General features: G+C 60.8%; 27 protein-coding genes. 8 read left to right on the plus strand and 19 right to left on the minus strand.

Annotation, left to right across the window (positions count from 1 at the left end):
• Window positions 1–3: 3 nt before the first annotated feature.
• The 4 genes from glpD to APH35_RS00905 all read right to left on the minus strand — a co-directional run bounded on the left by glpD (window position 4) and on the right by APH35_RS00905 (window position 4,962).
• Window positions 4–1,530, minus strand: a complete 1,527-nt coding sequence (glpD, locus tag APH35_RS00890) for a glycerol-3-phosphate dehydrogenase (RefSeq protein WP_012273895.1) — start codon at window positions 1,528–1,530, stop codon at window positions 4–6.
• A 173-nt stretch (window positions 1,531–1,703) separates the two neighbouring features.
• On the minus strand, window positions 1,704–2,459 hold the full coding sequence (glpR, locus tag APH35_RS00895; protein ID WP_012273894.1) for a DNA-binding transcriptional repressor GlpR: 756 nt from the start codon (window positions 2,457–2,459) through the stop codon (window positions 1,704–1,706).
• A 101-nt stretch (window positions 2,460–2,560) separates the two neighbouring features.
• Window positions 2,561–4,060, minus strand: a complete 1,500-nt coding sequence (gene glpK, locus APH35_RS00900) for a glycerol kinase GlpK (RefSeq protein ID WP_012273893.1) — start codon at window positions 4,058–4,060, stop codon at window positions 2,561–2,563.
• A 50-nt stretch (window positions 4,061–4,110) separates the two neighbouring features.
• Window positions 4,111–4,962, minus strand: a complete 852-nt coding sequence (locus APH35_RS00905; RefSeq protein WP_012273892.1) for an MIP/aquaporin family protein — start codon at window positions 4,960–4,962, stop codon at window positions 4,111–4,113.
• Between the two features lie 302 nt (window positions 4,963–5,264).
• Between APH35_RS00905 and ybaK the strand changes: the two genes are divergently transcribed.
• Window positions 5,265–5,735, plus strand: a complete 471-nt coding sequence (ybaK, locus tag APH35_RS00910; protein WP_012273891.1) for a Cys-tRNA(Pro) deacylase — start codon at window positions 5,265–5,267, stop codon at window positions 5,733–5,735.
• A gap of 36 nt (window positions 5,736–5,771) precedes the next feature.
• Here the strand turns inward: ybaK and APH35_RS00915 are convergent, their stop codons facing one another.
• Both APH35_RS00915 and argF read right to left on the minus strand, forming a co-directional pair.
• Window positions 5,772–6,881 carry an ABC transporter ATP-binding protein gene (locus APH35_RS00915; RefSeq protein WP_060493334.1) on the minus strand — a complete coding sequence of 370 codons (1,110 nt, stop codon included), beginning with the start codon at window positions 6,879–6,881 and terminating at the stop codon, window positions 5,772–5,774.
• Window positions 6,878–7,798, minus strand: a complete 921-nt coding sequence (gene argF, locus APH35_RS00920; protein WP_012273889.1) for an ornithine carbamoyltransferase — start codon at window positions 7,796–7,798, stop codon at window positions 6,878–6,880. The genes APH35_RS00915 and argF overlap by 4 nt, the downstream gene beginning before the upstream one ends.
• A gap of 376 nt (window positions 7,799–8,174) precedes the next feature.
• Here argF and APH35_RS00925 point away from each other — a divergent pair, with 376 nt between their 5' ends.
• Entirely contained in the window at window positions 8,175–10,283 is a 2,109-nt protein-coding gene (locus APH35_RS00925) for a molybdopterin-dependent oxidoreductase (RefSeq protein ID WP_060514050.1), read from the plus strand.
• Between the two features lie 91 nt (window positions 10,284–10,374).
• Window positions 10,375–10,710 (plus strand): Grx4 family monothiol glutaredoxin, encoded by a 336-nt coding sequence (grxD, locus tag APH35_RS00930; protein WP_012273887.1) that lies wholly within the window; start codon window positions 10,375–10,377, stop codon window positions 10,708–10,710.
• A gap of 57 nt (window positions 10,711–10,767) precedes the next feature.
• Here grxD and bfr read toward each other — a convergent pair whose 3' ends face one another.
• Together bfr and APH35_RS00940 are read right to left on the minus strand one after the other, a co-directional pair.
• On the minus strand, window positions 10,768–11,241 hold the full coding sequence (bfr, locus tag APH35_RS00935; RefSeq protein WP_012273886.1) for a bacterioferritin: 474 nt from the start codon (window positions 11,239–11,241) through the stop codon (window positions 10,768–10,770).
• 201 nt (window positions 11,242–11,442) lie between these two features.
• The gene (locus APH35_RS00940) at window positions 11,443–11,661 is read right to left on the minus strand and encodes a bacterioferritin-associated ferredoxin (RefSeq protein ID WP_012273885.1); all 219 of its coding nucleotides are present in this window, start codon (window positions 11,659–11,661) and stop codon (window positions 11,443–11,445) included.
• A gap of 223 nt (window positions 11,662–11,884) precedes the next feature.
• On the opposite strand from APH35_RS00940, the gene APH35_RS00945 reads away from it, so the two are divergent.
• Complete coding sequence (locus APH35_RS00945; RefSeq protein ID WP_012273884.1) at window positions 11,885–12,487, plus strand: peroxiredoxin; 603 nt, start codon at window positions 11,885–11,887, stop codon at window positions 12,485–12,487.
• A gap of 169 nt (window positions 12,488–12,656) precedes the next feature.
• Here APH35_RS00945 and rnt read toward each other — a convergent pair whose 3' ends face one another.
• Both rnt and pyrC read right to left on the minus strand, forming a co-directional pair.
• Window positions 12,657–13,268 (minus strand): ribonuclease T, encoded by a 612-nt coding sequence (gene rnt / locus APH35_RS00950; protein ID WP_225917480.1) that lies wholly within the window; start codon window positions 13,266–13,268, stop codon window positions 12,657–12,659.
• A gap of 59 nt (window positions 13,269–13,327) precedes the next feature.
• Window positions 13,328–14,374 (minus strand): dihydroorotase, encoded by a 1,047-nt coding sequence (gene pyrC / locus APH35_RS00955; RefSeq protein ID WP_012273882.1) that lies wholly within the window; start codon window positions 14,372–14,374, stop codon window positions 13,328–13,330.
• A 130-nt stretch (window positions 14,375–14,504) separates the two neighbouring features.
• On the opposite strand from pyrC, the gene APH35_RS00960 reads away from it, so the two are divergent.
• Both APH35_RS00960 and APH35_RS00965 read left to right on the plus strand, forming a co-directional pair.
• Window positions 14,505–15,431 carry a flagellar protein MotY gene (locus APH35_RS00960; RefSeq protein WP_060493332.1) on the plus strand — a complete coding sequence of 309 codons (927 nt, stop codon included), beginning with the start codon at window positions 14,505–14,507 and terminating at the stop codon, window positions 15,429–15,431.
• Between the two features lie 156 nt (window positions 15,432–15,587).
• Window positions 15,588–16,805, plus strand: a complete 1,218-nt coding sequence (locus APH35_RS00965; RefSeq protein ID WP_060493331.1) for an argininosuccinate synthase — start codon at window positions 15,588–15,590, stop codon at window positions 16,803–16,805.
• Between the two features lie 62 nt (window positions 16,806–16,867).
• Here APH35_RS00965 and APH35_RS00970 read toward each other — a convergent pair whose 3' ends face one another.
• Window positions 16,868–17,359, minus strand: a complete 492-nt coding sequence (locus APH35_RS00970) for a hypothetical protein (protein WP_060514051.1) — start codon at window positions 17,357–17,359, stop codon at window positions 16,868–16,870.
• Between the two features lie 366 nt (window positions 17,360–17,725).
• Here APH35_RS00970 and APH35_RS00975 point away from each other — a divergent pair, with 366 nt between their 5' ends.
• On the plus strand, window positions 17,726–18,349 hold the full coding sequence (locus APH35_RS00975) for a response regulator transcription factor (RefSeq protein ID WP_012273878.1): 624 nt from the start codon (window positions 17,726–17,728) through the stop codon (window positions 18,347–18,349).
• A 51-nt stretch (window positions 18,350–18,400) separates the two neighbouring features.
• Here the strand turns inward: APH35_RS00975 and APH35_RS28945 are convergent, their stop codons facing one another.
• From APH35_RS28945 to metG, 7 genes are all read right to left on the minus strand, one after another.
• Window positions 18,401–18,577: a PA3496 family putative envelope integrity protein gene (locus APH35_RS28945; protein WP_012273877.1), complete on the minus strand. Its 177-nt coding sequence runs from the start codon at window positions 18,575–18,577 to the stop codon at window positions 18,401–18,403.
• A 104-nt stretch (window positions 18,578–18,681) separates the two neighbouring features.
• Window positions 18,682–19,320 carry an endonuclease III gene (gene nth, locus APH35_RS00980; protein WP_012273876.1) on the minus strand — a complete coding sequence of 213 codons (639 nt, stop codon included), beginning with the start codon at window positions 19,318–19,320 and terminating at the stop codon, window positions 18,682–18,684.
• Between the two features lie 4 nt (window positions 19,321–19,324).
• Window positions 19,325–19,849: a hypothetical protein gene (locus APH35_RS00985; RefSeq protein WP_012273875.1), complete on the minus strand. Its 525-nt coding sequence runs from the start codon at window positions 19,847–19,849 to the stop codon at window positions 19,325–19,327.
• Window positions 19,842–20,444 carry an RnfABCDGE type electron transport complex subunit G gene (locus tag APH35_RS00990; RefSeq protein ID WP_060493328.1) on the minus strand — a complete coding sequence of 201 codons (603 nt, stop codon included), beginning with the start codon at window positions 20,442–20,444 and terminating at the stop codon, window positions 19,842–19,844. The genes APH35_RS00985 and APH35_RS00990 overlap by 8 nt, the downstream gene beginning before the upstream one ends.
• The gene (locus tag APH35_RS00995; RefSeq protein WP_012273873.1) at window positions 20,441–21,415 is read right to left on the minus strand and encodes an RnfABCDGE type electron transport complex subunit D; all 975 of its coding nucleotides are present in this window, start codon (window positions 21,413–21,415) and stop codon (window positions 20,441–20,443) included. The genes APH35_RS00990 and APH35_RS00995 overlap by 4 nt, the downstream gene beginning before the upstream one ends.
• On the minus strand, window positions 21,412–21,960 hold the full coding sequence (locus APH35_RS01000; protein WP_012273872.1) for an Rnf-Nqr domain containing protein: 549 nt from the start codon (window positions 21,958–21,960) through the stop codon (window positions 21,412–21,414). The genes APH35_RS00995 and APH35_RS01000 overlap by 4 nt, the downstream gene beginning before the upstream one ends.
• An 88-nt stretch (window positions 21,961–22,048) precedes the next feature.
• Window positions 22,049–24,088: a methionine--tRNA ligase gene (metG, locus tag APH35_RS01005; protein ID WP_060514052.1), complete on the minus strand. Its 2,040-nt coding sequence runs from the start codon at window positions 24,086–24,088 to the stop codon at window positions 22,049–22,051.
• Window positions 24,089–24,246: 158 nt separating this feature from the next.
• On the opposite strand from metG, the gene apbC reads away from it, so the two are divergent.
• Window positions 24,247–25,341, plus strand: coding sequence for an iron-sulfur cluster carrier protein ApbC (gene apbC / locus APH35_RS01010; protein WP_012273870.1), 1,095 nt, complete (start codon window positions 24,247–24,249; stop codon window positions 25,339–25,341).
• 130 nt (window positions 25,342–25,471) lie between these two features.
• On the opposite strand, the gene APH35_RS01015 is transcribed toward apbC, so the two are convergent.
• Complete coding sequence (locus tag APH35_RS01015; RefSeq protein WP_012273869.1) at window positions 25,472–25,681, minus strand: cold-shock protein; 210 nt, start codon at window positions 25,679–25,681, stop codon at window positions 25,472–25,474.
• Window positions 25,682–25,918: the final 237 nt, after the last annotated feature.

Here is a 25,918-nt window from a genome sequence, read left to right on the forward strand (position 1 = left end):
GTATCAGGCAGCCTGGACGCCCTGGCGATCGTTCAGGTATTGCTTCAAGGTTTGCTGCTCTGCTGCTGTGGTGAACAGGCCCAGCTTGGTACGCCGCCACAGAATATCGTCGGCCGTCAGCGCCCATTCTTCGTTGCGCAGGTAATCCACCTCGCGTGTGAACAAGCCACCGCCGATTGCCTGGCCGAGGTCCACCGGCCCTTGAACACCGTCCAGCAGTTGCCATGCGCGGCTGCCGTATGTGGTAGCCCAACGTTTGGCAATGTCCATGGGTAACCAGTGATGGCGTGCCAGCAACGCATCGACCAGCGCCTGTGCGTCGGTCATGTTCTCGCCGCCCGGTAGCGGGCTTTCAGCCGTCCAGCTGCCGCGCATCTCGGTGAAGAATGGCTTGAGCTCGCCCATTGCCGATTCTGCCAGCTTGCGATAGGTGGTGAGCTTGCCACCGAATACCGACAGTAACGGTGCCTGGCCATCGCCTGCGGACAGCGCAAGGGTGTAGTCGCGGGTCACGGCCGAAGGGTTGTCCGATTCGTCGTTGCACAGCGGGCGAACGCCGGAGTAAGTGTGCAGGATATCGGCACGGCTGATCTGATGGTTGAAATGCTGGTTCACCACCTTGAGCAGGTAATCCGTTTCTCCCTCGGTGATTTTCACTTGAGCAGGGTCGCCACTGTATTCGCGGTCGGTGGTGCCGATCAGGGTGAAACGTTCCAGATAGGGGATGCAAAAAACAATGCGCTGGTCTTCGTTCTGCAGGATGTAGGCATGTTCGCCCTCGTACAGGCGCGGAACGATGATGTGGCTGCCCTGGATCAGGCGAATGCCATAAGGCGCATCGAGCTTGAGGTCGTCCTTGATGAAGCTGGCGACCCATGGGCCGGCGGCGTTGACCAGGGCGCGGGCGCGAAGGGTCTGCAGGCTGCCGTCGGCGTGCTGCAGTTCAACCTGCCACAGGCCATCGACGCGCTCGGCGCGCAGGCAGCGGGTGCGCGTGTGGATGTGCGCACCGTGCTCACGGGCGGCCATGGCATTGAGCACCACCAGGCGGGCGTCATCCACGGCACAGTCGGCGTATTCGAAACCGCGGCTGATCGCTGGCTTGAGCGGGTATCCCGGGCCAAAGCGCAGGCTGCGCGAAGCGCCCAGGCGCTTGCGCTTGCCCAGGTGGTCATACAGGAACAGGCCAGCACGAATCATCCACGCAGGGCGCAGGTGCGGGCGATGTGGCAACACGAAGCGCATCGGCTTGACGATGTGCGGTGCCTTGGCCAGCAGTACTTCACGCTCGGCCAGTGCTTCGCGCACCAGGCGAAACTCGTAGTGTTCCAGGTAGCGCAGGCCACCGTGGATCAACTTGCTGCTGGCCGACGAGGTGTGCTGGGCCAGGTCGTCCTTTTCGCAGAGGAACACCTTGAGGCCGCGCCCAGCGGCGTCGGCAGCGATGCCCACGCCATTGATACCACCACCGATCACAGCGAGGTCATAGCAGTCGGCGAGTGGGGGCTGGGACGAAACGGGCTGGGACACGGGCAAGGCCTCCTGAGGCTGTTCACATCGAATATGAACATTTATGTTCGTTTCCGAAAATACTAACGCAACATAAAGCCCGTCGCCAGTCAGTCTCTATAGAAAAAACTGATCAGATGACAATAAAATGAACATTTACGAAAATTGCGGGCCGCTTGGCAGCCCGCTTCGGCTCAAACCACTTCGAGGCGGATCTTGTACTGGTTGAGCAACTGAGTGAGGGCGGGGGTTGGCGCCTGGTCGGTCACCAGGCAATCGACCAGGCTGATCGAACCCAGGCGCACCATGGCGTTGCGCCCGAACTTGCTGGAGTCGGCGGCAAGGATCACTTGCCTGGCATTGGCGATGATCGCCTGGGATACCCGCACTTCCTGATAGTCGAAATCGAGTAGGCTGCCATCTTCGTCGATGCCACTGATGCCCACCAGGGCGAAGTCGACCTTGAACTGGTTGATGAAGTCGACGCTGGCCTGGCCAACCACGCCACCATCACGGCGCACCGTGCCACCCGCCACCAGCACTTCGAAATCGTCCTTGGCGGCCAGAATTGCAGCCACATGCAGGTTGTTGGTGATGACTTTCAGGTGGTTGTGGTTGAGCAGTGCCCGGGCAATCGATTCGGTGGTGGTACCGATGTTGATGAACAGCGAGGCGTGGTCGGGAATCTGCCGAGCCACGGCATCGGCTATGCGCTGCTTTTCGTCGCGCATCTGGTCGGCACGCATGGCGTAGGCAGTGTTCTCGATGCTCGAGTCGTAGGCCGCGCCACCGTGGTAGCGACGTAGCAGATTGAGCTCGGCCAGCTGGTTGATATCGCGGCGAATGGTTTGCGGTGTCACGACGAACAGCTGCGCCATTTCTTCGATACTGACGTAACCGCGATCGCGCACCAGTTCGAGGATTTGTTGTTGGCGAGGGGGCAGATTCATGGGCGGTCCTTTGGGGCAGCCGGACAAATTCTGCAATAATGCCGTAGGAAGGGGATGACGGCCAGTAGACGATTGGGGCCGCGTGGCGGCCCCAACAAGCGTTATGCCTCGTGGTCTTCCCAGTCACGGGTTCGCTCGACCGCCTTCTTCCAGCCGGCATACAGCTTCTCTTTCTGCGTTTCGTCCAGCTGCGGGCTGAACTCGCGCTCGATGATCGCCTTGTCGCGCAGCTCGTCCAGGCCGCTCCAGAAGCCACAGGCCAGGCCCGCCAGGTAGGCGGCGCCCAGCGCCGTGGTTTCGCGCATCTGTGGCCGTTCCACGCAGGTGCCGAGGATGTCTGCCTGGAACTGCATGAGGAAGTTGTTGGCCACCGCACCGCCGTCCACACGCAGCTCGGACAGGTGCTGGCCGCAGTCCTGCTGCATGGCGTCGAGCACGTCGCGGGTCTGGTAGGCGATCGATTCCAGCGCGGCGCGGATGATGTGGTCCACCTTCACGCCGCGAGTCAGGCCGAACAGTGCACCACGGGCATACGGGTCCCAGTACGGGGCACCCAGGCCGGTGAAGGCTGGCACCAGGTAGACGCCGTTGCTGTCCTTGACCTTGCTGGCGAAGTACTCGGTATCCAAGGCGTCGTTGACGATCTTCAGTTCGTCACGCAGCCATTGCACGGTGGAACCACCGTTGAATACCGCGCCTTCCAGCGCATAGGCCACTTCACCGCGTGGGCCGCAGGCAATGGTGGTGAGCAGGCCATGGGACGACTTCACCGCCTGGTCGCCGGTGTTCATCAGCAGGAAGCAGCCGGTGCCGTAGGTATTCTTGGCCTGGCCTGGCTCCACGCACATCTGGCCGAACAGTGCCGACTGCTGGTCACCGGCGATACCGGCGATGGCGATGCCGCTCTTGGTGTGGCCGTACACTTCCGAGGACGGGCGCACCTCGGGCAGCATCTGCCGCGGGATGCCCAGGATTTCCAGCAGTTTGTCGTCCCACTGCAGGCTGTGGATGTTGAACATCAGCGTGCGCGAGGCGTTGGTGTAGTCGGTGACGTGCACCTTGCCACCCGAAAACTTCCAGATCAGCCAGGTGTCGATGGTGCCGAACAACAGTTCGCCACGCTCGGCGCGTTCACGGGCGCCTTCGACATTGTCGAGGATCCACTTCAGCTTGGTACCGGAGAAGTACGGGTCGGTGACCAGGCCGGTGGTTTCACGGATGTACGCTTCATGGCCGTCACGCTTGAGCTGGGCACAGATCTCGGTGCTGCGGCGGCACTGCCAGACAATGGCGTTGTACACCGGGCGCCCGGTTTCCTTGTCCCATACCACGGTGGTTTCGCGCTGGTTGGTAATGCCCAGCGCGGCGACCTGGGCGTGGCTGATACCAGCCTGGGCCAAGGCCTCGACCATGGTCGCGCTCTGTGTGGCGAAGATCTCCATCGGGTCGTGCTCGACCCAGCCCGCCTGCGGGTAGTGCTGGGCGAACTCGCGCTGGGAGGTGCCCACCACGTTGGCATCACGGTCGAAGATAATCGCCCGCGAACTGGTGGTGCCCTGGTCCAGGGCGATGATGTAGTGCTTGTCCTGGGTGTCTGTCATGGTCGTAGGCCTTGCAAAAAAAGGGTTCAGGGCTGGGCGTGATGCCGGCATCAATTGACTTGAGTATCGCCCTGGCGATTGTCATTTGTCTCAGGGTTCGCGGCAGGCGACATTGGCAAGTTGCGGGCAATCAGGCCGCGATACGTCGCGGCACCCAGGCAGGCGCCAAGGATCGGTGCGAACACCGGAACCAGGAAATACGGAATGTCCCGTCCGCCAGTGAAGGCGATTTCGCCCCAACCGGCCAGGAAGGTCATGAGTTTTGGCCCGAAATCGCGGGCCGGGTTCATCGCGAAGCCGGTCAATGGGCCCATGGCGCTCCCGATCACCGCAATCAACAGGCCGATCAGCAGCGGCGCCATGGCTCCGCGCGGCAGGCCGTTGTTGTCGTCGGTCAGGGCCATGATCACGGCCATCAAAATGGCCGTGATCACCACTTCGACCGCAAATGCCTGGCCGGTGGACAGGGACGGGTGTGGGTAGGTGGAGAACACCGAGGCCAGCTCCAGGCTGGCTTCACTGCCGCGCAGCATGGCGTGGGCTTGTTCGAAATCGAAGAACAGGTTGCTGTACAGCGTGTACACCAGCGCCGCGCCACAGAAGGCGCCGCACACCTGAGCCAGCATGTAGAAGGGCAGCTTGCGCTTGTCGAACCCGGCGAACAGGGTGAGGGCGATGCTCACCGCCGGGTTCAGGTGCGCACCTGAAATACCGGCACTGAAGTAGATGGCCATGCTCACGCCTACGCCCCAGATGATGCTGATTTCCCACAGCCCGAAGCTGGCGCCCGCGACCTTGAGCGCGGCGACGCAGCCGGTGCCAAAGAAGATGAGCAGGGCAGTGCCCAGGAACTCGGCCAGGCATTGGCTGGACAACGTGGGTTGGCGTAGAGCAGTCGTCATGTATGACCTCGTTTTTTTTGTTGTGAGGCGCGTGGCGCTCGACAGCAAAGCCCGGTGTCTATCCCCATTGACCCCGGGCAGATGTAGGAATGCACCTTAAAAGTGCAGTGTTTATTCAGAAACGAAAAAATATAGACAAGAAACGCTGATGTCAAAGGTCGAAAGTGAACGACCAGTCACGATATGGTCGCTAAAATCCGCTTCGAATCCCCGTAGTAGAGGCGCGCGATTGTGGTGCGCTGGCTGGGATGTGGGATTTGTCCTAAAGTAGCCGCCGAGCCGTCCCAGACCGGAGCCCTTGCATGACCCCCGCCCTAGACCTGTTGAAGAAGCACCGCGCCGAGCACCGTGTGCACAGTTATGAACATGACCCCAAGTCGGCGTCGTATGGCCTGGAGGCGGCGGAAAAGCTCGGGCTCGACCCGCAACAGGTGTTCAAGACCTTGCTGGCTAGCAGCGAGAAAGGGGAGTTGCTGGTAGCGGTTGTGCCTGTGGTAGGTACCTTGGACCTCAAGGCCTTGGCCCATGCTGCCGGGGTGAAGAAGTGCGAGATGGCGGACCCTGCGGCGGCGCAACGGGCCACGGGTTACCTGGTAGGCGGTATCAGCCCGCTGGGGCAGAAGAAACGGCTGCGTACGTTCATTGACGAATCAGCGCAGAACTTCGCAACCATCCATGTCAGTGCTGGACGGCGTGGGTTGGAAGTGGAGTTGGCGGCGGCGGTGCTGGCCGAGCATACCCAGGGCAAATTTGCCGGCATCGGTCGGGGCTGAGATTTCTGGGCCGCAAGGCGGCCCCGAGATTTCGAATCAGGTCGCCGAACTGTACCGACGAACGCCATTCTCTTGCCGCGGCAATTGCGCCGCCACACTGCCCGGCACCGGGAACAGCACCAGGTGATCGGCCTTCACCGCAATCCCCACATCTTCGCCGACCTGATGGTCGTTATGGCTAGGGAAGATAGCCTCCAGCTGGCTGCCGGTAGGCAGTTGCAGGCGGTACAGGGTCGATGCCCCCAGGAAGCTCTTGCCGACGATGTTCGCCTGCAGTGAACTGCCGGGTGCATGCACGATATCGTCGGGCCGCAGCAGCACATCCACCGAGCTGCCTGGTGCCATGATGTAGGCACGGTTGCCGCGCAGTTCACCCAGCTCGGTATTGACGGCCTCATGGCTGCTCATCTGCCCACGGATGAAATACCCCTGCCCAATGAAGCTGGCCACGAACGGCGTTTGCGGTTCGTGGTAAAGGTTGTAGGGCGTGTCCCACTGTTCCAGGCGGCCCTCCTTGAACACGCCAACCTGATCGCTGACGGCAAAGGCTTCTTCCTGGTCATGGGTAACCAGGATGGCGCTGGTACCGCGGCTTTTGAGAATGTCGCGAACCTCATGGCTCAGGCGCCGGCGCAATTCCACGTCGAGGTTGGAGAACGGCTCGTCCAGCAACAACAACTGGGGTTCAGGCGCCAGCGCACGGGCCAGGGCGACCCGCTGCTGCTGGCCACCAGACAGCTCATGCGGGTAACGCCCGCCCAGGCCGCCCAGCTTGACCAGTTCCAGCATCTCGTCGATGACGGCGGCTTGGCGTGGGTGCTTGGCGATGCCGAAGGCAATGTTCTGCGCCACGGTCAGGTGCGGGAACAGCGCATAGTCCTGAAACACCATGCCGATGCGACGCTTTTCCGGGGCCAGGGTGAAGCCTGCACGGGAAATGACTTCGCCGGCCAGCTGGATCTCGCCGTCGTGCACCGGTTCGAAACCGGCAATCGCGCGCAGCGTGGTGGTTTTCCCGCAACCGGACGAACCGAGCAGGCAACCAATGTCGCCTGCGTTCAGGTGCAGGTTGAGATTCTGGACGATGCGCTGATCGCCATAACCGCAGGCGAGGTTGCGCAGGTTGAGCAGTAGGGGTTGACTCATGCGTGGTGGTAAGCCGGTTCTACAAGGAATTCGAGAAGCGCCTTCTGTGCATGCAGGCGGTTTTCAGCCTCGTCCCAGGCGACCGACCGTGGGTCGTCGAGCAGGTCCTGGCTGATTTCCTCGCCACGGTGGGCGGGTAGGCAGTGCATGAAGAGGACATCGGGTGCCGCCAGGTCGAGCAGTTCGCGAGTGACCTGGTAAGGCGCGAAATGCGCCAGGCGCCGTGCAGTTTCCTCCTCCTGACCCATGGAAGTCCAGACATCGGTGACCACAAGGTGTGCATCGCGCACGGCTTGCTTGACATCACGGATGATCTGCACGCGGTCACCGCCCAGCGCCATGAAGCGTTGATCCGGCTCGTAGCCTTCGGGGCAGGCGATGCGCAGCTGGAAATCGAACTGCCTGGCGGCTTCGATATAGGAGTTGCACATGTTGAAGCCATCGCCGATCCAGGTCACGGTCTTGCCCTGGATCGAGCCGCGGTGCTCGAGGAAGGTCTGCATGTCGGCCAGCAACTGGCACGGGTGCGACTCGTCGGACAGGCCATTGATCACCGGCACGCGCGATTTGGCAGCGAACTCGGTCAGCGTGCTGTGGGCGTGGGTACGGATCATCACCACGTCAAGCATGCTCGACAGCACGATGGCACTGTCGCCGATCGGCTCGCCACGGCCCAGCTGGGTGTCGCGCGGGGACAGGAAGATGGCCTGACCGCCAAGCTGGATCATTCCGGCTTCGAACGACACGCGGGTGCGGGTGGAGGACTTCTCGAAGATCATGCCCAGTACGCGGTTCTTCAGCGGCTCGAACAACACGCCTCGTTTGCGCAAGTCCTTCAGCTCGATGCCGCGGCGGATCACCCCGAGCAATTCGTCGGTGGTGAAGTCCAGCAGGGAGAGAAAGTGCCTAGCGCTCATGATTGACTACCTTATCTGCAACGGTATGCAGGTCGACCGTATGGTTTTTTTTGACAACGGGAGTGACCTGCGGCGTAAGCCGCACGGGGCGGACGAAATAGGGAAAGGCGCAATACTATAAGTAAATGTCGCCTGAAGCCAAGGGGGGAAACAGTGGCCTGATTGCAAAGGGTGTTGCAAAGGGTGTCTTTACCCGTTGGCCCGTGCTGTTTTTTATTTGCTACACCAAGGTTGTACACGGCTTGCTGGCAATTTGGCAAATGGCTGTCGCAAATCGTGCGCCTGATGTCGGTGGATTCACGCGGCGAAGCGCACTGGCTGTGGGCTGGGGGTGAGCGCATAGTCACTGCTGGACAACAACAAGGCAGAGGCGGCCATGACCAAGACCCTGCATCACCGTGCCTGTCACCTGTGCGAAGCGATCTGCGGATTGAACATCGAAGTCAATCACGAAGACGATGGGCGGGCGTTTATCAGCTCCATCAAGGGCGACCCGCTGGACCCGTTCAGCCGTGGCCATGTCTGCCCCAAGGCTGTGGCGTTGCAGGACATTCAGAATGATCCGGATCGCCTGCGCCAGCCACACAAGCGAGTAGGCGAGCATTGGCAGCCGATTGGCTGGGACGAAGCGTTCGCACTGGCTGCCGAGAAATTGTGGGCGGTTCAGCAAGCCCATGGGCGCAATGCCGTGGCGGTCTACCAGGGCAACCCGAGCGTGCACAACTACGGCTTGATGACCCACAGCAACTACTTCTTGGGCCTGCTCAAGACCCGTAACCGTTTCTCAGCCACGTCAGTGGACCAGTTGCCGCAACACCTGGTCAGCCACCTGATGTATGGCCATGGTCTGCTGCTGCCGATCCCGGACATCGACCATACCGACTTCATGCTGATTCTTGGCGGCAACCCGCTGGCCTCCAATGGCAGCATCATGACCGTGCCGGACGTGGAAAAGCGTCTGAAGGCCCTGCGGGCGCGTGGTGGGCGGCTGGTGGTGATTGACCCACGGCGTAGCGAAACGGCGGCAATGGCTGACACTCATCTGTTCATTCGCCCCGGTGGCGATGCAGCCCTGTTGTGCGGCTTGCTGAACACCCTGTTCGAAGAAGGCCTGGCGCGGGGCTCGCACTTACCGGTCAGCGGCCTGCAGCAGGTGCGCGAGGCCATTGCGCCGTTCAGTGCCGAGGCCGTGAGCCCCCACTGTGGTATTGCCGCAGCCGACATACGCCAGCTGGCAGGCGACCTCGCCGCTGCCGGGCGGGCAGTGTGCTACGGCCGCATGGGCGTCTCGACCCAAGCCTTCGGCACGCTCTGCCACTGGCTGGTGCAACTGATCAACCTGGTGACCGGCAACCTCGACCGCACAGGCGGCGCGTTGTGTACGGAGCCTGCCGTCGACCTGGTGGCGACCACCTCGGGTGGTCATTTCAATGCCTGGCAGAGCCGTGTGTCGGGCTTGCCCGAGTACGGCGGTGAATTGCCCGTGGCGGCCTTGGCCGAGGAAATACGCACGCCTGGCGAAGGGCAGGTGCGCGCATTAGTGACAGTTGCCGGTAACCCCGTGTTGTCGACGCCTAACGGCCGCCAGCTGGATGCGGCACTGGATGGCCTGGAGTTCATGCTCAGCATCGATCTCTACATCAATGAGACCACCCGCCATGCCGATCTGATCCTGCCCTCCACCTCGGCGCTGGAAAACGACCATTACGACAGTACCTTCAACCTGCTGGCCGTGCGCAACGTCACCCGCTTCAACCGGGCGATCCTGCCCAAGCCGGAGGGGGCGCTGCATGATTGGGAGATCTTCGTCGGCCTGGCGCAGGCGTTTGCCAGGCGTGCCGAACTGGAGTTGAAACCCACCTGGGCGCCTGCGCAGATGATCGATCTGGCCCTGCGCAAAGGGCGCTATGGTGAAGCAACGCCTTGGCAGCTCTCTCTGGAAACACTGGGCAACCATCCGCATGGGCTTGACCTTGGGCCGTTGCGCAGCAACCTTGCTGTACGCCTGGCGACTGCCAGCAAAACTGTCGAAGCGGCGCCCCAGGTGTTGCTGGATGACTTGCACCGCCTGGCGCAAATGACGCCACCTGTGCCGGGCGAACTGCTGCTGATCGGGCGTCGCCATGTGCGCAGCAACAACTCGTGGATGCACAACTTCCATCGCCTGGTGAAGGGCAAGCCACGCCATCAGTTGTTGATGCACCCGCAAGACCTGCAGCAGCGCCAGCTGCAGGACGGCCAGCGGGTGCGTATCCGCTCGCGAACGGGTGAACTTGAAGTGGAGGTGCAGGCCTGCGAGGACATGATGCCCGGGGTCGTCAGCTTGCCCCATGGCTATGGCCATGGCCGTCAGGGCGTGCACATGCAGATCGCCCAGGCGCAACCGGGCGTGAGTGCCAATGACCTGACCGATGAGCGCTTTCGCGATCAGGTTTCCGGCAACGCTGCCCTCAATGGCGTGCCCGTGCAAGTAGAGGCCGCGTAAGCAACGGCAAGGCCGAGCACGCTGCTCGGCTTTCCGATACAATGCGTCACCGTGCCGACGACCGCGTCGGAAAGTTCAGCTGAGGTGCTAGATGGATATCATCGATACGATCAAAGAGCAGATTGCCAACAACACCATTCTGCTTTACATGAAAGGCTCGCCGAATGCCCCGCAGTGCGGGTTCTCGGCCAAGGCATCGCAGGCTGTGATGGGTTGTGGCGAAAAGTTCGCCTACGTCGACATCCTGCAGAACCCGGAAATCCGCGCCAACCTGCCAAAATACGCTAACTGGCCGACGTTCCCGCAGCTGTGGGTAGCCGGCGAGCTGGTTGGCGGTAGCGACATCATGCTGGAAATGTTCGAAAAGGGTGAGCTGCAAACCCTGATCAAGGAAGCGGCTGCCAAGGCCAAGGCTGCTGAAGCCTGATCTTCCGGCAAGCATAAAAAAACCCGCTGATCGCGGGTTTTTTTATGCGGCGAATAATTACTCTTCGCCCATCTGCGACTGCAGGTAGTTTTCGATACTGATCTTGTCGATCAACCCCAGCTGGGTTTCCAGCCAGTCGATGTGTTCTTCCTCGGACTCGAGGATGTCTTCGAGCATGTCACGCGAGCCGAAGTCACCGGCGGTTTCGCAATGAGCGATGGCTGCTTTCAGGTCGGCCAGGCCTTTCTTCTCCAGCTTCAGGTCGCACTCGAGCATTTCCTTGGTGTGCTCGCCAATCATCAGCTTGCCCAGGTCCTGAACGTTCGGGATGCCTTCGAGGAACAGAATACGCTTGATCAGTTTGTCAGCGTGCTTCATCTCGTCGATGGATTCCTTGTACTCGTGCTTGCCGAGTTTGTTCAGGCCCCAATCTTCGTACATGCGTGCGTGCAGGAAGTACTGGTTGATCGCGACCAGCTCGTTTCCGAGGATCTTGTTGAGATGCTGGATGACGCTTACGTCGCCTTTCATTTCGGGTTCCTGCCCTGTAGAAGTGTGCCAATACACTGAAGTTTGAGCCCGATACTTAGGAGTGTCAAACCTAAGTTGTTGAATAATAAGTGAAAATTAATAGGAATAAGAATGTTTGTGAACCGCGTTGGAACGCTAACTTATTGAATTTTGGGCATAAAAAAACCGGACACAGGGTCCGGTTCTTCAAATTCTGGGCGTTCAGGCTGCGGTAAATTCTACAGGGTAGGGCAGGGATGCCTGGCTGACCTGAAGCTCGGTCAGGGTCTCGCGGACCACCTGTTTGGCCAGGCAGGCGCATTTGCCACACTGGCTGGCGACATTGGTCGCGGCTCGCACTTCCTTGTAACTGCAGCATCCTTCATAGATCGCATCGCGGATCTGTCCGTCGGTAACGCCGACACAAAGACACACATACATAAGGGCTGACCATCGCGGGTTGAGTCGATGGGTGGAGCTTAATGTTAATGAGAATGCTTGTCAAAGGACTTTCTGGAAGGGCCGTGCTTGAGCGACCGGCGGTTGCTTTGTCGATGGAGTCGGCCTGTCATCAGAAGCCGTGTATGATGGTCGGCCTTTGTTGGATGTCGGGCAGGCCCGTCTGGCCCGGCAAACGGTTTTTCACCCTCATCAGGAGATTACAATGAGCGTACTCGTTGGTAAGAAAGCCCCCGATTTCACCGTTCCGGCCGTGCTGGGCAATGGCGAGATCGTCGACAGCTTCAACCTGGCCTCGGCCATCAAGGGCAAGTACGGCCTGGTGTTCTTCTACCCGCTGGACTTCACCTTCGTCTGCCCGTCCGAGCTGATCGCTCTGGACAACCGTATCCCAGACTTCCAGGCGCGCAATGTGGAAGTGATCGGCGTTTCGATCGACTCGCACTTCACTCACAACGCCTGGCGTAACACCCCGGTCAACAACGGCGGCATCGGTCAGGTCAAATACACCCTGGCTGCCGACATGACCCACGAAATCTGCAAAGCCTACGACGTTGAGTCCGAAGGCGGTGTGGCCTTCCGTGGCGCCTTCCTGATCGACACCAACGGTGTTGTCCGCTCGCAGATCATCAACGACCTGCCACTGGGCCGTAACATGGACGAGCTGCTGCGTCTGGTCGACGCTCTGCAATTCCACGAAGAGCACGGCGAAGTTTGCCCTGCCAACTGGAAAAAAGGCGACAAAGGCATGAACGCTTCGCCAGAAGGCGTTGCTGCCTACCTGAGCGAGAACGCTGGCAAGCTGTAATTGCCACTCGCATAAAAAAACCGGCCTTCGTGGCCGGTTTTTTTATGCCTGGACTTCAAGGCTTCCAGTGCCTGTCCTGGCCCTTTGCCGCTCCTACAGGAGTGTGCATTCCCCTGTAGGAGCGGCCTTGTGTCGCGAAAGGGCCGCAAAGCGGCCCCTGGATTTCAGATCAATCGTTGAAATCACGCCAGCCGCCCATTTCCTTCCAGCGGTTGACGATGCCGCAGAACAGCTCGGCCGTCTTCTCGGTGTCGTAACGCGCCGAGTGCGCTTCACGCCCGTCGAAGTCGATGTCGGCGCTCTGGCAAGCCCGCGCCAGTACCGTCTGGCCATACGCCAAGCCTGCCAGTGTGGCGGTGTCAAAGCTGGAGAACGGGTGGAATGGGTTACGCTTCAGGTCATTGCGCGCCACTGCCGCATTGAGGAAGCCGAGGTCGAAACTGCTGTTGTGGCCAACCAGAATCGCCCGTTTGCAGCCATTGGCCTTGAGCGCCTTGCGCACGCCACGGAAGATGTCGGTCAGCGCGCTTTCTTCGCTGACCGCCATGCGCAGTGGGTGGTCCAGCTTGATGCCGGTGAATTCCAGCGCGGCCGCCTCGATATTGGCGCCCTCGAACGGTTCCACCCGATGGAAATAGGTGTGCTCGGGGAACAGGAAACCCTTCTCGTCCATGCCGATGGTGACGGCGGCAATTTCCAGCAGAGCGTCGGTAGCGCTGTTGAAACCACCCGTTTCAACGTCCACCACTACTGGCAAGTAGCCACGGAAGCGCTCGGCCATCGGGTGACGCGAGCCACTGCTGCCTTGGGCGTCCAGGTCGTCTTCGTAGAGGTCTTCGCTCACGCGTTTTCCTCCAGCAGGCGCCAGCGCAGTTTTTCACCGGCGCGCAGCGGGACTACGGTTTGCTCGCCAAAAGGCAGGCTGTCTGGGGCTGTCCATTCTTCGCGGACCAGCGTAATGGTGTCGGTGTTTGCCGGCAGGCCGTAGAAGGCCGGACCGTGCAGGCTGGCGAAGCCTTCCAGCTTGTCCAGTGCGTTACGTTGCTCGAACGCTTCGGCGTACATCTCGATGGCCGCATAGGCGGTGTAGCAACCGGCACACCCGCAGGCGGCTTCCTTGGCATGACGGGCGTGAGGTGCCGAGTCGGTGCCGAGGAAGAACTTCGGGTTACCGCTGGTAGCCGCGTCCAGCAACGCCACCTGGTGGGTGTTGCGCTTGAGAATCGGCAGGCAGTAGAAGTGCGGGCGAATGCCGCCGACCAGCATGTGGTTGCGGTTGTAAAGCAGGTGCTGGGCGGTGATGGTCGCACCAACGTTGGCCGGGGCCTCGGTGACGAACTGCGCGGCATCGCTGGTGGTAATGTGTTCGAAAACCACTTTCAGCGTTGGGAAACGCTCGACCACACGGCGCATATGCTCATCGATGAAGCGCTTTTCGCGGTCGAACACGTCGATCTCGCTGCGGGTCACTTCGCCGTGCACCAGCAGTGGCATGCCGACTTCCGCCAGCGCCTCGATGGCGGGGAAGATGTTGTCGATGCTGGTCACGCCTGAATCGGAATTGGTGGTGGCGCCGGCCGGGTACAGTTTGGCCGCGTACACGATGCCGCTGGCCTTGGCCGCACGCACGTCCTCGGGGCTGGTGCGGTCGGTGAGGTACAGCACCATCAGTGGCTCGAAGCGGCTGCCAGCCGGGCGGGCGGCCAGGATGCGCTCACGGTAGGCGCCAGCCTCGGCGGCATTGCGCACCGGCGGAACCAGGTTGGGCATGATGATGGCACGGGCGAAGGTACGCGCCACATCGCCAACGGTGTGGGGCAGGACGGCACCATCGCGCAGATGGATGTGCCAGTCGTCGGGGCGCAGGAGGGTCAGGCGATCGGACATTGGGGATTCCAGGCGGGTCGAACTCAAGCCCCAATCGTACCGGAAAACCCTGGGGCGAGCACGGCTATCAAGTTTTCCGGGCGGCGTCCGATAGCCTGCAGGTAAGCCGTCAGAATTTGTGGAGCCGCCCGTGCGCCAGCGTTACCTAGCCCTGTTGACCCTGTTCGCCAGCCTGCCGGCCGGCGCACTGACTTTCCAGACGCGCATGGAGAACATCGCCTGGAAGGTCGAGGGTGATCAGTTCGAATGCCGCCTGATCCAGCCGATCGAAGGTTTCGGCAGCGGAGAGTTCGTGCGCCGGGCAGGTGAGCAGCCAGTGTTCCAGCTGCGTTCGGACAGCAACGTACTGGGGGCAGGTACCGCCAGCCTGCTGGCGGCGGCGGCGCCATGGCAGCCTGGACGTGGTGATATCAACCTGGGCAGCGTGCGCATGGCCCGTACCGGTGTGCTGTTCAGTTCGTCCCAGGGCCAGGCCAGCCGCCTGATAAACGGTCTTCTCGACGGGCGCAGCACAGTGGTGCGCAATTACGCCGGTGAGGCCGGCAGGCCAATGGAGGTGCGCGTGCTGCCGGTCAGCTTCGCCAAGGCCTACAGCGACTACCAAGCCTGTGCCGGCAAGTTGCTGCCGATGAACTTCGACCAGGTTCGCCAGACCCAAGTAGGCTTCCCGGGGGGCGGCACCGAGCTGGATGCGTCGGCGCGTGCACGGCTGGATGTGATCCTGGATTACATGAAAGCCGACCCGACGGTGAACCACATCGAGCTTGACGGCCACTCTGACAACAGTGGCAACCGGCTGACAAACCGTGACCTGTCACGCCGGCGCGCGCTCGCGGTGGCCGATTACTTCAAAGCCCATGGCGTGGCGGAAGAACAGATCATCGTGCGCTTCCATGGTGAGCAATACCCATTGGTGAAGAACAACAGTGCTGCCAACCGGGCGCGTAATCGACGGGTGAATATCGAGCTGGATCGGGTTACGGTAGTTGTGAAACCGGTGGAGAAACCTGCCGAAAAAGCCCCTGAACCAACTGCATTAGCGCCAGCTGCCAAGTAATCTGCGCGCCTGTCGGGAATTGATCGCTGCTACAGGCGCCGTCGCCCTTGCGAAAGTTCCTGTCGCTTTGTCGTCAGAAGCTGTCGCCCCACTGTAAATTTGTGCGCAAGGCCGTTAGAATCGATGCCTTTCCGTACAACCCCGTGGAGTGATGGCATGGCGGACGTAAAAAAGGTCGTACTGGCGTATTCCGGCGGCCTTGATACTTCGGTGATTCTCAAGTGGCTGCAGGATACCTATAACTGCGAAGTGGTGACCTTCACCGCTGACCTGGGTCAGGGCGAAGAGGTCGAGCCGGCCCGTGCCAAGGCCCAGGCAATGGGCGTTAAAGAGATCTACATCGACGATCTGCGCGAAGAGTTCGTGCGTGATTTCGTATTCCCGATGTTCCGCGCCAACACCGTCTACGAAGGCGAGTACCTGCTGGGTACTTCCATCGCCCGTCCGCTGATCGCCAAGCGCTTGATCGAAATCGCCAATGCAACCGGTGCTGACGCCATTTCCCATGGCGCCACCGGCAAAGGCAACGACCAGGTACGTTTCGAGCTGGGTGCCTATGCGCTGAAGCCAGGCGTCAAGGTCATCGCTCCATGGCGCGAGTGGGACCTGCTGTCCCGCGAGAAACTGATGGACTACGCCGAAAAGCACGGCATCCCGATCGAGCGTCACGGCAAGAAGAAGTCGCCGTACTCGATGGACGCCAACCTGTTGCACATCTCCTACGAAGGCGGTGTCCTGGAAGATACCTGGACCGAGCACGAAGAAGAGATGTGGCGCTGGAGCGTCTCGCCCGAAAACGCCCCAGACCAGGCTACCTACATCGAGCTGACCTACCGCAACGGTGACATCGTTGCCATCGACGGCGTCGAGAAATCCCCGGCCACCGTGCTGGCCGACCTGAACCGTATTGGTGGTGCCAACGGCATCGGCCGCCTGGACATCGTCGAAAACCGTTACGTCGGCATGAAGTCGCGTGGCTGCTACGAAACCCCTGGCGGCACCATCATGCTCAAGGCCCACCGTGCCATCGAGTCGATCACGCTGGACCGCGAAGTTGCTCACCTGAAAGATGAGCTGATGCCGAAATACGCCAGCCTGATCTACACCGGCTACTGGTGGAGCCCGGAGCGTCTGATGCTGCAGCAGATGATCGACGCTTCGCAGGTCAACGTGAACGGCGTTGTGCGCCTGAAACTGTACAAGGGCAATGTTACCGTGGTTGGCCGCAAGTCGGACGATTCGCTGTTCGATGCCAACATCGCAACCTTCGAAGAAGATGGCGGCGCCTACAACCAGGCGGACGCTGCCGGCTTCATCAAGCTCAACGCGCTGCGTATGCGCATTGCTGCCAACAAGGGCCGTTCGCTGCTCTGATTGCTGGCTGGTGCAATAAAAACCCCGGCTCAGGCTGGGGTTTTTTTATGCGCGAAGAATATTCAAGGCATTGAGCTGGAGTGGTTCGCAACATCGTCCTCAAGTGCACTGATCGACAGTTGCGCACACTGGCGTTTTTCCAGGTTGTAAAAGCGCCAGGTTCGCGTTGGCACGGGCGGTTGGGCAAGTGCATGCAAGAGTTGTTGCTCCATCAAACGATAGGCGTCCGGGCCGGAGAACATGAATGTGACCGGTTCGCCCTGAACCACTTCATGGTTATCATCGGCCATGGCGGGTGTGGCCACACTGTTCGGCGCTGGCGTATTGTCGTGTGTGGATCTGTTGGGTGAAGGGCTGTAGAACGACTTGTAATTGAAGTTGAGCGTCAGAAAAAACAGTGCCGTCAGAAAGAATGGAAAGCCTACCAGGAACCAGGTGTAGAGCTTCTGGCTGGATTCGCTAAGAAAAGGCAATGTGGCAAGTGCGGAGGCTTCGATAATCCCCGCGAAGATGGCAATGATCGTCAGCGGGGCGACAGGTTGAGCTTGGGGCATGTGGGCCGTCTCCTGCGGTTTCGCCCATCTTTACCTCACACGGGTACTCAACTAAAGACAGGAGTGTTTTCCGAGGGCGGAATAATCGCCATTACGCATCGTTGCTTTGCTTTTTCAACATGTTTGCGCTGGCGTTTCTTCGGCTTAAGCTCAGTTTTCAACTGGTGCGGTTTTGCAGGTGGGTGATACCTTCAATCCAGGTGACAAGGTATTTGCTTGTTACAGTCATAGTCGTGATGTGTAGGAAATTTCTGTAAGCGTTGTAAGTTTTGTCTGTCCATGAGTTTCGCCGGGAAATCACCGCGCCAGCAAGCGCCCTGTCGGTTATCTTGGCGTGCCAAAGCAATAACAATGAATGGATATCGCATGAATAAAGTGCTTATCGTGGATGATCACCCGGTCATACGCCTGGCCGTACGCATGCTGATGGAGCGGCATGGGTATGACGTTGTGGCGGAGACCGACAATGGGGTGGCTGCGCTGCAGCTGACTCGGCAACACCTGCCGGATATCGTGGTGCTGGATATCGGTATACCGAAACTGGATGGCCTGGAGGTGATCGCCCGCATGGCCACCTTCAGCCCGGGCAGTAAGGTACTCGTGCTGACGTCGCAGGCCCCCGGCAATTTTTCGATGCGTTGCATGCAGGCGGGGGCGGCAGGTTACGTGTGCAAGCAGCAGGAGCTTACCGAGCTGCTTAGCGCCATCAAGGCCGTGTTGTCGGGTTACAGCTATTTCCCCAACCAGGCGTTGCATGCGTCACGTGGCAGGGGCGCAGCTAGCGAGGCGGATATGGTCAATCGCCTTTCGGCGCGTGAAATGACGGTGCTGCAGCAACTGGCGCGGGGGCGTTCGAACAAGGAAATTGCCGACAGCATGTACCTCAGCAACAAGACGGTCAGTACCTACAAGTCGCGGCTATTGCTCAAGCTCAATGCGCGCTCGCTGGTAGACCTGATCGAGCTGGCGCAACGGCAAGGTCTTAGCTGATCGCCAGGCCTGGAAGCCTCCCGCCAGGAGGCTTTGCCAGGGCTGCATGTCCTACAGGTCGTAGTCGAAATCGGCCAGCTGCTTTTGCAGGCGCCGTTCTTCCAGCATGTTGTCGATGGTGCGGCGTTTGCTCAGGTTGGTCTTTGCGGTTTCTACCTGGGGCTCCGCGTCATCGTCTGCGGCAACAAAATCATCTTCGATCGACAGGTCGTCTTTGTCGGTACTCATGAGTCGCTCCAAGCCAAGGGGCCATTGGCCGTCCTTATAACCAGAAAGCAGACGCTGGTAAAAAAGATTTTTTCAATCGTCAAGCGTGGTTTCTAGCTATCGGCTCAATCGTCGGAGGTTTTGTGCTTGTACTCGCACAAATCTTCGATCCTGCAACTGCCGCACCTTGGCTTGCGCGCCTGGCACACATAACGTCCGTGCAGAATCAGCCAGTGGTGGGCGTCTAGCAGGTAATCTTTTGGTACGAACTTGACCAGTTTCTTTTCCACTTCCAGCACCGTTTTGCCTGGCGCAATTCCCGTGCGGTTACTCACCCGATAGATATGGGTATCCACTGCCATGGTCGGTTGACGGAATGCGGTGTTGAGGACCACGTTGGCGGTCTTGCGGCCCACGCCAGGCAGCGCCTCCAGCGCTTCACGGGTTTGCGGTACCTCGCTGCCGTGGCGCTCGATCAGAAGCCGGCAGGCTTCTATGACATTCTTGGCCTTGCTGTTGTAAAGCCCGATGGTCTTGATGTACTCGCTAAGCCCTTCAACGCCCAGGGCATAGATGGCCTCGGGGGTGTTGGCGACGGGGAACAGGCGCGCTGTGGCCTTGTTGACGCCGACGTCGGTGGATTGCGCGGACAGCGTCACGGCGACCAGCAGTTCGAACGGGGTGGTGTAGGCCAGTTCGGTCTTCGGGTCGGGGTTGTCTTCGTGCAGCCTGCGAAAAATCTCCAGGCGTTTGGCGGCATTCATGAAATCAGAGCTTTCCTTGACGACGTGGGTGGGCTGAGCCCGGACGCAAGCGATTGTACAAGGCCAGCAGCAGTCCGAGCAGTAGCAGGGCGCCGGGGGCCAGGCTGGCCAGGTGCAGGTCGGCAAAATTGGCCAGCCATTGGCGGCTGGCGCCAAGCAGCAGGCAGCTGGCAAACACCGCGCCGAGGTGCACGGCGAGTACGCGCCAGCGCTGTTGGTCCGGCAGCAGGAGGTCGCAGGCCAAACACTGCAGGCACAACAAGGCGGGATAGAAGCCGAGCGCCAGTGCCAAAGGCAGCGACCAGGCAAGCAGTGCCATTTGCAGGCAGCAGGCCAAGGCGGCCAGCAACAGAAGGCTGGCCAGCGCGTAGGCCCAGCTGGCCAGACGCGGACGCAACGGTGCCAGCAACAGTTGGTGCATGCCCCCCATCACTACCGCACACAATCCGATGGTGGCGCCCTCGGTCAGGGTGCGGGTGGCGCCCAGCATGGGCACCAGGCTTACGGCCAGCAGGCAGAATCTATTCATGCGTGGCGTTCTCCAGCAGTACGCTGCGCTGCTCGTCAAAATAGCTCAGCGCCTCCTGCAATGCGGCGATCACTGCCCGCGAGGTCACGGTCGCGCCGGCCAATTGGTCAAAGTCGCCGTGGTCCCGCTTCAGCGCCCAGTGGTCGTTCAATTGGCGGTTTTCGAACTGCCCCAGCCAGTGCAGTTGCGGGTCGCCTACGCGTGCCCCCAGCCCAGGGCTTTCCTGTTGTTCGACCACCTGGCTGCCGATCAGCCGGCCGTCTGTGGCGATGGCAACACTCAGCACAATCGGCCCGGCATAGCCTTGGGTTTGCGTGACCAGGATAATAGCGCTTGGCTTGCCCGCCAGCGTGGCACGGTAAGCCGCCAGGATGTGGCTGTTGGGCCGCTGTGCGGCGGGCCTCGGTAGCGGGTTGTCCAGTGGCTGGTTGTCAAAACTGCCCTCGGGCAGCACTGCCAGGCGTTGGCGGCTTTGCAGTTGCTTCTCGGCGCTGGTGATGGCTGGGCCGGTCCAATGCCGCCACGCGAAAGTGGCAGACACTGCCAATACGCCAGTCAGCAACAGCAGGCCCACATCATGTGCCAGGCGCTTCATCGGGTAGCCTGCTGGCGCTGCGTGGCCAGGCGCTCGAGCGTCGGCGCCACAAGGTTCATCAGCAAGATGGCGAATGCAGTGCCATCCGGGTAGCTGCCCCAGGTACGAATCAGGTAGATGAGCAGCCCTGTTCCCAGGCCGAAGCACAGCCTGGCCCATTCGTTCCTGGGGCCGGAAACTGGCTCGGTGGCAATGAAGAAGGCTGCCAGCATGGTCGAACCGGAGAACAGGTGCAGCAAGGGCGAACCATTGGAGTCCGATCCCGAACCGTTCCAGCCCAATAAACTGAATACGAACAGCCCTGCCAGCAAGCCCGCCGGCGCATGCCAGCTGATTACCTTGCGCTGCAACAAGAACAGGCCACCGAGCAGGAATGCCAGGTTGACCCATTCGCTTCCTGCACCGCCAATGCTGCCGAAGCCCGGATGGCTGGCAAACAGCTCGTCGATGGTCAGGCTGCGGTTGTGGCGCAAGCCGTCGAGCAGGGTTGGCCGGGCCCAGGCATCGACCTGATCGCCCCCGGCGAACACTTGCTGCAGGCTGTCGAGCAAGCCCGGGGCCGGCCCTGGCCAATGGTTCATCTGCAACGGAAAACTCAGGAGCACAAAGGCATATCCGACCATGGCCGGGTTGAACAGATTTCGCCCAACCCCACCAAAGGCCTGCTTGCCGATGCCGATGGCAGCACTTGCCGCGATCACCGGCAACCACCACGGGGCGAGCGTGGGCAGGGCGGCCGCCAGTAGCACGGCGGTCACCAGTGCACTGCCATCGTTTAGCGCCGTGCTGGGTGATTGGCCGCGCAACGCCAGCAGCGCCGCTTCGCACAGGAGTGCCGCACTGGCACACAGCAACAGGTTCAGCAGCATGCCCCAGCCATGCAGCCATAACAGCGTCAGAAGGCCGGGCAAGCAGGCCAGCAAGACCAGGCCCATGCTGGTACGTAGCCGCGGGTCGGGACTGTTGATCATTGGCCGAACATTCCGTTGAAACCGGAAAACGCCATGGCCATTACCCCGGCGCCGATCAATTCGATGGGCAGGCCGCGCAGTACGCCAGGGATGTCGGCATGGGCACTGCGTTGGCGCAGATCACTGAACACCATCAGCGCCAGCCAAAAGCCTCCTCCTGCCAGCAAGGCTTGCAGCAGCGTGGCTGACCAGGGGCTGTCGTCGCTTGCCTGCTGCAGGCCCAGCCCCAGCGCCAGGGCATTGCTCGACAGCAGCGCTGGTAACCCCACTACGGGCCAGGCCGGGCGCCACTTGGCCATTAGCCAGGGCAGGCCCCAGGCAAGCAGTGCCAGCCAGGGCAACAACAGGAACAGAGCAAGATCATGGATGTGCAGCGGGGCAAGTACCCCGCGCAGCAGCAGCTGTGCGCCGATCACGCCCAAGGCGATGCACAGCGCACCAGCCAGCCCGTGTACATGCAGATGCGGCCTGGAGAAAGGCTGTTGCAGGAGGCACAGGTGATTGACCAGCGCGGCGCTTATCAGGACCAGGATGTAGTCATTCATGAGATGAAGATAGCCGGGAATCGGGAGGGACGGCCGGCAATCGAGGTACAGAAAGAACTGCCCCGGCACGAGGGCCGGGGCAGAGGGGTTACTTGATGCGCTGGCCTGGCTTGGCGCCGCTGTCCGGGCTCAGCAGGTAGATTTCTTCACCGCCAGGGCCGGCAGCCATGACCATGCCCTCGGACACGCCAAAGCGCATCTTCCGTGGCTTGAGGTTGGCCACCATCATGGTCAGGCGGCCTTCCAGCTTGGACGGGTCTGGGTAGGCCGACTTGATGCCGGAGAACACGTTGCGGCGCTCGTCACCGATGTCCAGGGTCAGTTGCAGCAACTTGTCGGCACCTGCCACGGCTTCGGCCTTGACGATCAGCGCCACGCGCAGGTCGACTGCCGCGAAGGTATCGAACTCGATCTCCGCTGACAACGGGTCCTTGGTCAGCTCGCCATTGCCCGCTGGTGCCTTGGCTTGCGTAGCCAGCAGGTCTTCCTTGCTGGCTGCGACCATGGCTTCGACCTTGGCCGGCTCGATACGGCTCATCAGGGCCTTGAACGGGTTCAGTTTGTGGTTTTCCAGGCGCGACAGGTGATCGCTCCAGGTCAGTGGGGCAACGTTGAGGAAAGCCTCGGCGTCAGCGGCCAGCACTGGCAGCACCGGCTTGAGGAAGATCACCAGCTGACGGAACAGGTTGATGCCTTGGGCGCAGATGGCCTGTACTTCATCCTGCTTGCCTTCCTGTTTGGCCAGCGACCACGGGGCCTTGTCGGCGATCCAGGCGTTGGCGCGGTCGGCCAGCGCCATGATTTCGCGCATGGCGCGGCCAAAATCACGGGCTTCATAGGCTTCGGCGATGGAGGGTGCGGCCGTCACGAAGGCTTCGGTCAGCTCAGGCGCGGCATCACCGCTTACCATCACACCTTCGTTGCCCTTGTGGATGAAACCTGCGCAGCGGCTGGCAATGTTGACCACCTTGCCGACCAGGTCGGAGTTGACCTTCTGCACGAAGTCTTCCAGGTTCAAGTCCAGGTCGTCGACGCCACGGCCCAGCTTGGCTGCGTAGTAGTAACGCAGGTATTCCGGCTGCAGGTGGTCAAGGTAGGTACGGGCCTTGATGAAGGTGCCGCGCGACTTGGACATCTTGGCGCCGTTGACGGTCAGGTAGCCGTGCACGTTGACCGCGGTCGGCTTGCGAAAGCCCGCGCCTTCGAGCATGGCAGGCCAGAACAGGGCGTGGAAGTTGACGATGTCCTTGCCGATGAAGTGGTACAGCTCGGCCTTGGAGCCTTCGTTCCAGAAGGCGTCGAAGTCCAGCTCCGGGCGGCGTGCACAGAGGTTCTTGAAGCTGGCCATGTAGCCGATTGGCGCATCCAGCCAAACGTAGAAGTACTTGCCCGGCTCGCCCGGTATTTCGAAGCCGAAGTACGGCGCATCGCGGGAGATATCCCACTCCTGCAGGCCGGAGTCCAGCCATTCGGCCAGCTTGTTGGCTACCGCGTCCTGCAGGGTGCCGCTGCGGGTCCACTGCTGCAGCATGGCCTGGAAGTCGGGCAGCTTGAAGAAGAAGTGCTGGGAGTCACGCAGTACCGGTGTGGCGCCGGAGATCGCCGACTTGGGGTTTTTCAGTTCGGTGGGTGCGTAGGTGGCGCCGCATTTTTCGCAGTTGTCGCCATACTGGTCTTCGGCCGCGCACTTGGGGCAGGTGCCCTTGATGAAGCGGTCGGCGAGGAACATACCCTTTTCCGGGTCGAAGTACTGGGTCACCGAACGGGTGGCGATGTGCCCGGCTTCACGCAGGCGCGTGTAGATCAGGCTCGACAGCTCGCGGTTTTCTTCGCTGTGGGTCGAGTGGAAGTTGTCGAAGTCCACCAGGAAGTCGGCGAAGTCGCTGCTGTGCTCGGCCTGGACATTGGCGATCAGCTGCTCCGGTGTGATGCCTTCTTTCTCGGCACGCAGCATGATGGCGGAGCCGTGGGCGTCATCGGCGCAGACGTAGATACACTGGTTGCCGCGCATTTTCTGGAAGCGGACCCACATGTCTGTCTGGATGTACTCGAGCATATGGCCTAGATGGATCGATCCATTGGCATAGGGCAGGGCGCTGGTGACGAGAATCTGACGTGGCTCGGACATGGTGGCTCGGCTACTTATCTGGCTACGGGGTAAAAATGAGGGTGATCGGCCACTATAAAGGGCTGGCGAAGATATTTCACCCCGCAAGCGCATCTGCTGACGATTGACGGGTTAGGATAGGCGCCTGTTTTACATTCAGTTTGCCAATGGGAGTCTCCATGAGTGCCGTCACCCGTGCCGCCGTCGAAGGCGTGCTTCGCCAGTACACCGACCCCTACCTGAACCAGGACCCGGTCAGCGCCGGCTGCGTGCGTGCCATCGATATCCAGGGCGGGCAGGTCAGCGTGCAGTTGCAATTGGGCTATGCCGCCGGGCTGTTCAAGAACGGTTGGGCCCAGGTGCTGCAAACCGCCATCGGCAACCTTGAGGGCGTCAGCGGCGCCCAGGTGTCGATCGACTGCGTAGTGGCTGCGCACAAGGCCCAGGCCCAGGTGCCGGCCATGGCCAACGTCAAGAACATCATCGCTGTGGCGTCGGGCAAGGGCGGTGTGGGCAAGTCGACCACGGCGGCCAACCTGGCCTTGGCCCTGGCCCGCGAAGGTGCGCGGGTAGGTATTCTCGATGCCGATATCTACGGCCCCAGCCAGGGTGTGATGTTCGGTATCGCCGAGGGCACCCGCCCGCAGATTCGCGAGCAGAAGTGGTTCGTGCCGATCAAGGCTCATGGCGTGGAAGTCATGTCCATGGCCTTCCTCACCGACGACAATACACCGATGGTATGGCGTGGCCCAATGGTCTCCGGCGCGCTGCTGCAACTGGTGACCCAGACCGCCTGGGATGACCTGGATTACCTGGTGATCGACATGCCGCCGGGCACCGGTGATATCCAGCTGACCCTGGCGCAAAAGGTACCGGTGGCCGGTTCCGTGATCGTTACCACCCCGCAGGACCTGGCGTTGCTGGATGCCAAGAAGGGCGTGGAGATGTTCCGCAAGGTCAACATCCCGGTGCTGGGTGTGGTCGAGAATATGGCTGTGCATATCTGTTCGAACTGCGGCCATGCCGAGCACCTGTTCGGTGAAGGCGGTGGCGAGAAGCTGGCCAGCCAGTATGGCGTCGACCTGTTGGCATCGCTGCCGTTGTCGATGCTGATCCGCGAGCAGGCCGACAGCGGCAAACCGACGGCGATCGCCGAGCCGGAAAGCCAGATTGCCATGGTCTATCAGGAGCTGGCTCGCCAGGTGGGCGCGCGGATCGTGCTGCAGGAAGCAGCGGCACCGGCGATGCCGAGCATTACCATCAGCGAAGACTGACGCACTTCCTGTTGGAGCGGCCGTTTAGCGACACAAGGCCGCTCCCGCACGTGCAGGCATAGCCTTTATGTCAGGCATAAAAAAACCCGCCAGAGGCGGGTTTTTTTGAAAGCTAGGAAGCGAGATCGACTTAGGCGATCTGAACTTCTTCAGCCTGCATGCCTTTCTGGCCGCGGGTAGCGACGAAAGTAACAGCCTGGCCTTCTTTCAGGGTTTTGAAGCCGTCAGCTTGGATGGCTTTGAAGTGCACGAACAGGTCGTCGCCCGACTGAGGGGTGATGAAGCCGTAGCCTTTCTCATCGTTGAACCACTTAACGGTACCGTTTTGACGGTTGGACATTTTTCTGTCTCCTTGGACAATTTGATAACGGTCAGGAAAAACCCTGCCCGGGACTGAGCGCAAAGAGAGCAGAAAATTCAGCGATGGGCCGATCAGGATCGTGCATCAAACTAGAGATTCTCGGTGTCACGTGCAGCACAGTGGCGCCACCTTACCCCACTTTCCGCAACCTGCCAATGGTCAGAGGGCGCTTTACGCAAATTCGGATCGACGGCGGCTGTAGCCCCCGCCCGGCGC

The organism is Pseudomonas sp. NBRC 111132, from assembly GCF_001320565.1.
Lineage (GTDB): Bacteria > Pseudomonadota > Gammaproteobacteria > Pseudomonadales > Pseudomonadaceae > Aquipseudomonas > Aquipseudomonas putida_P.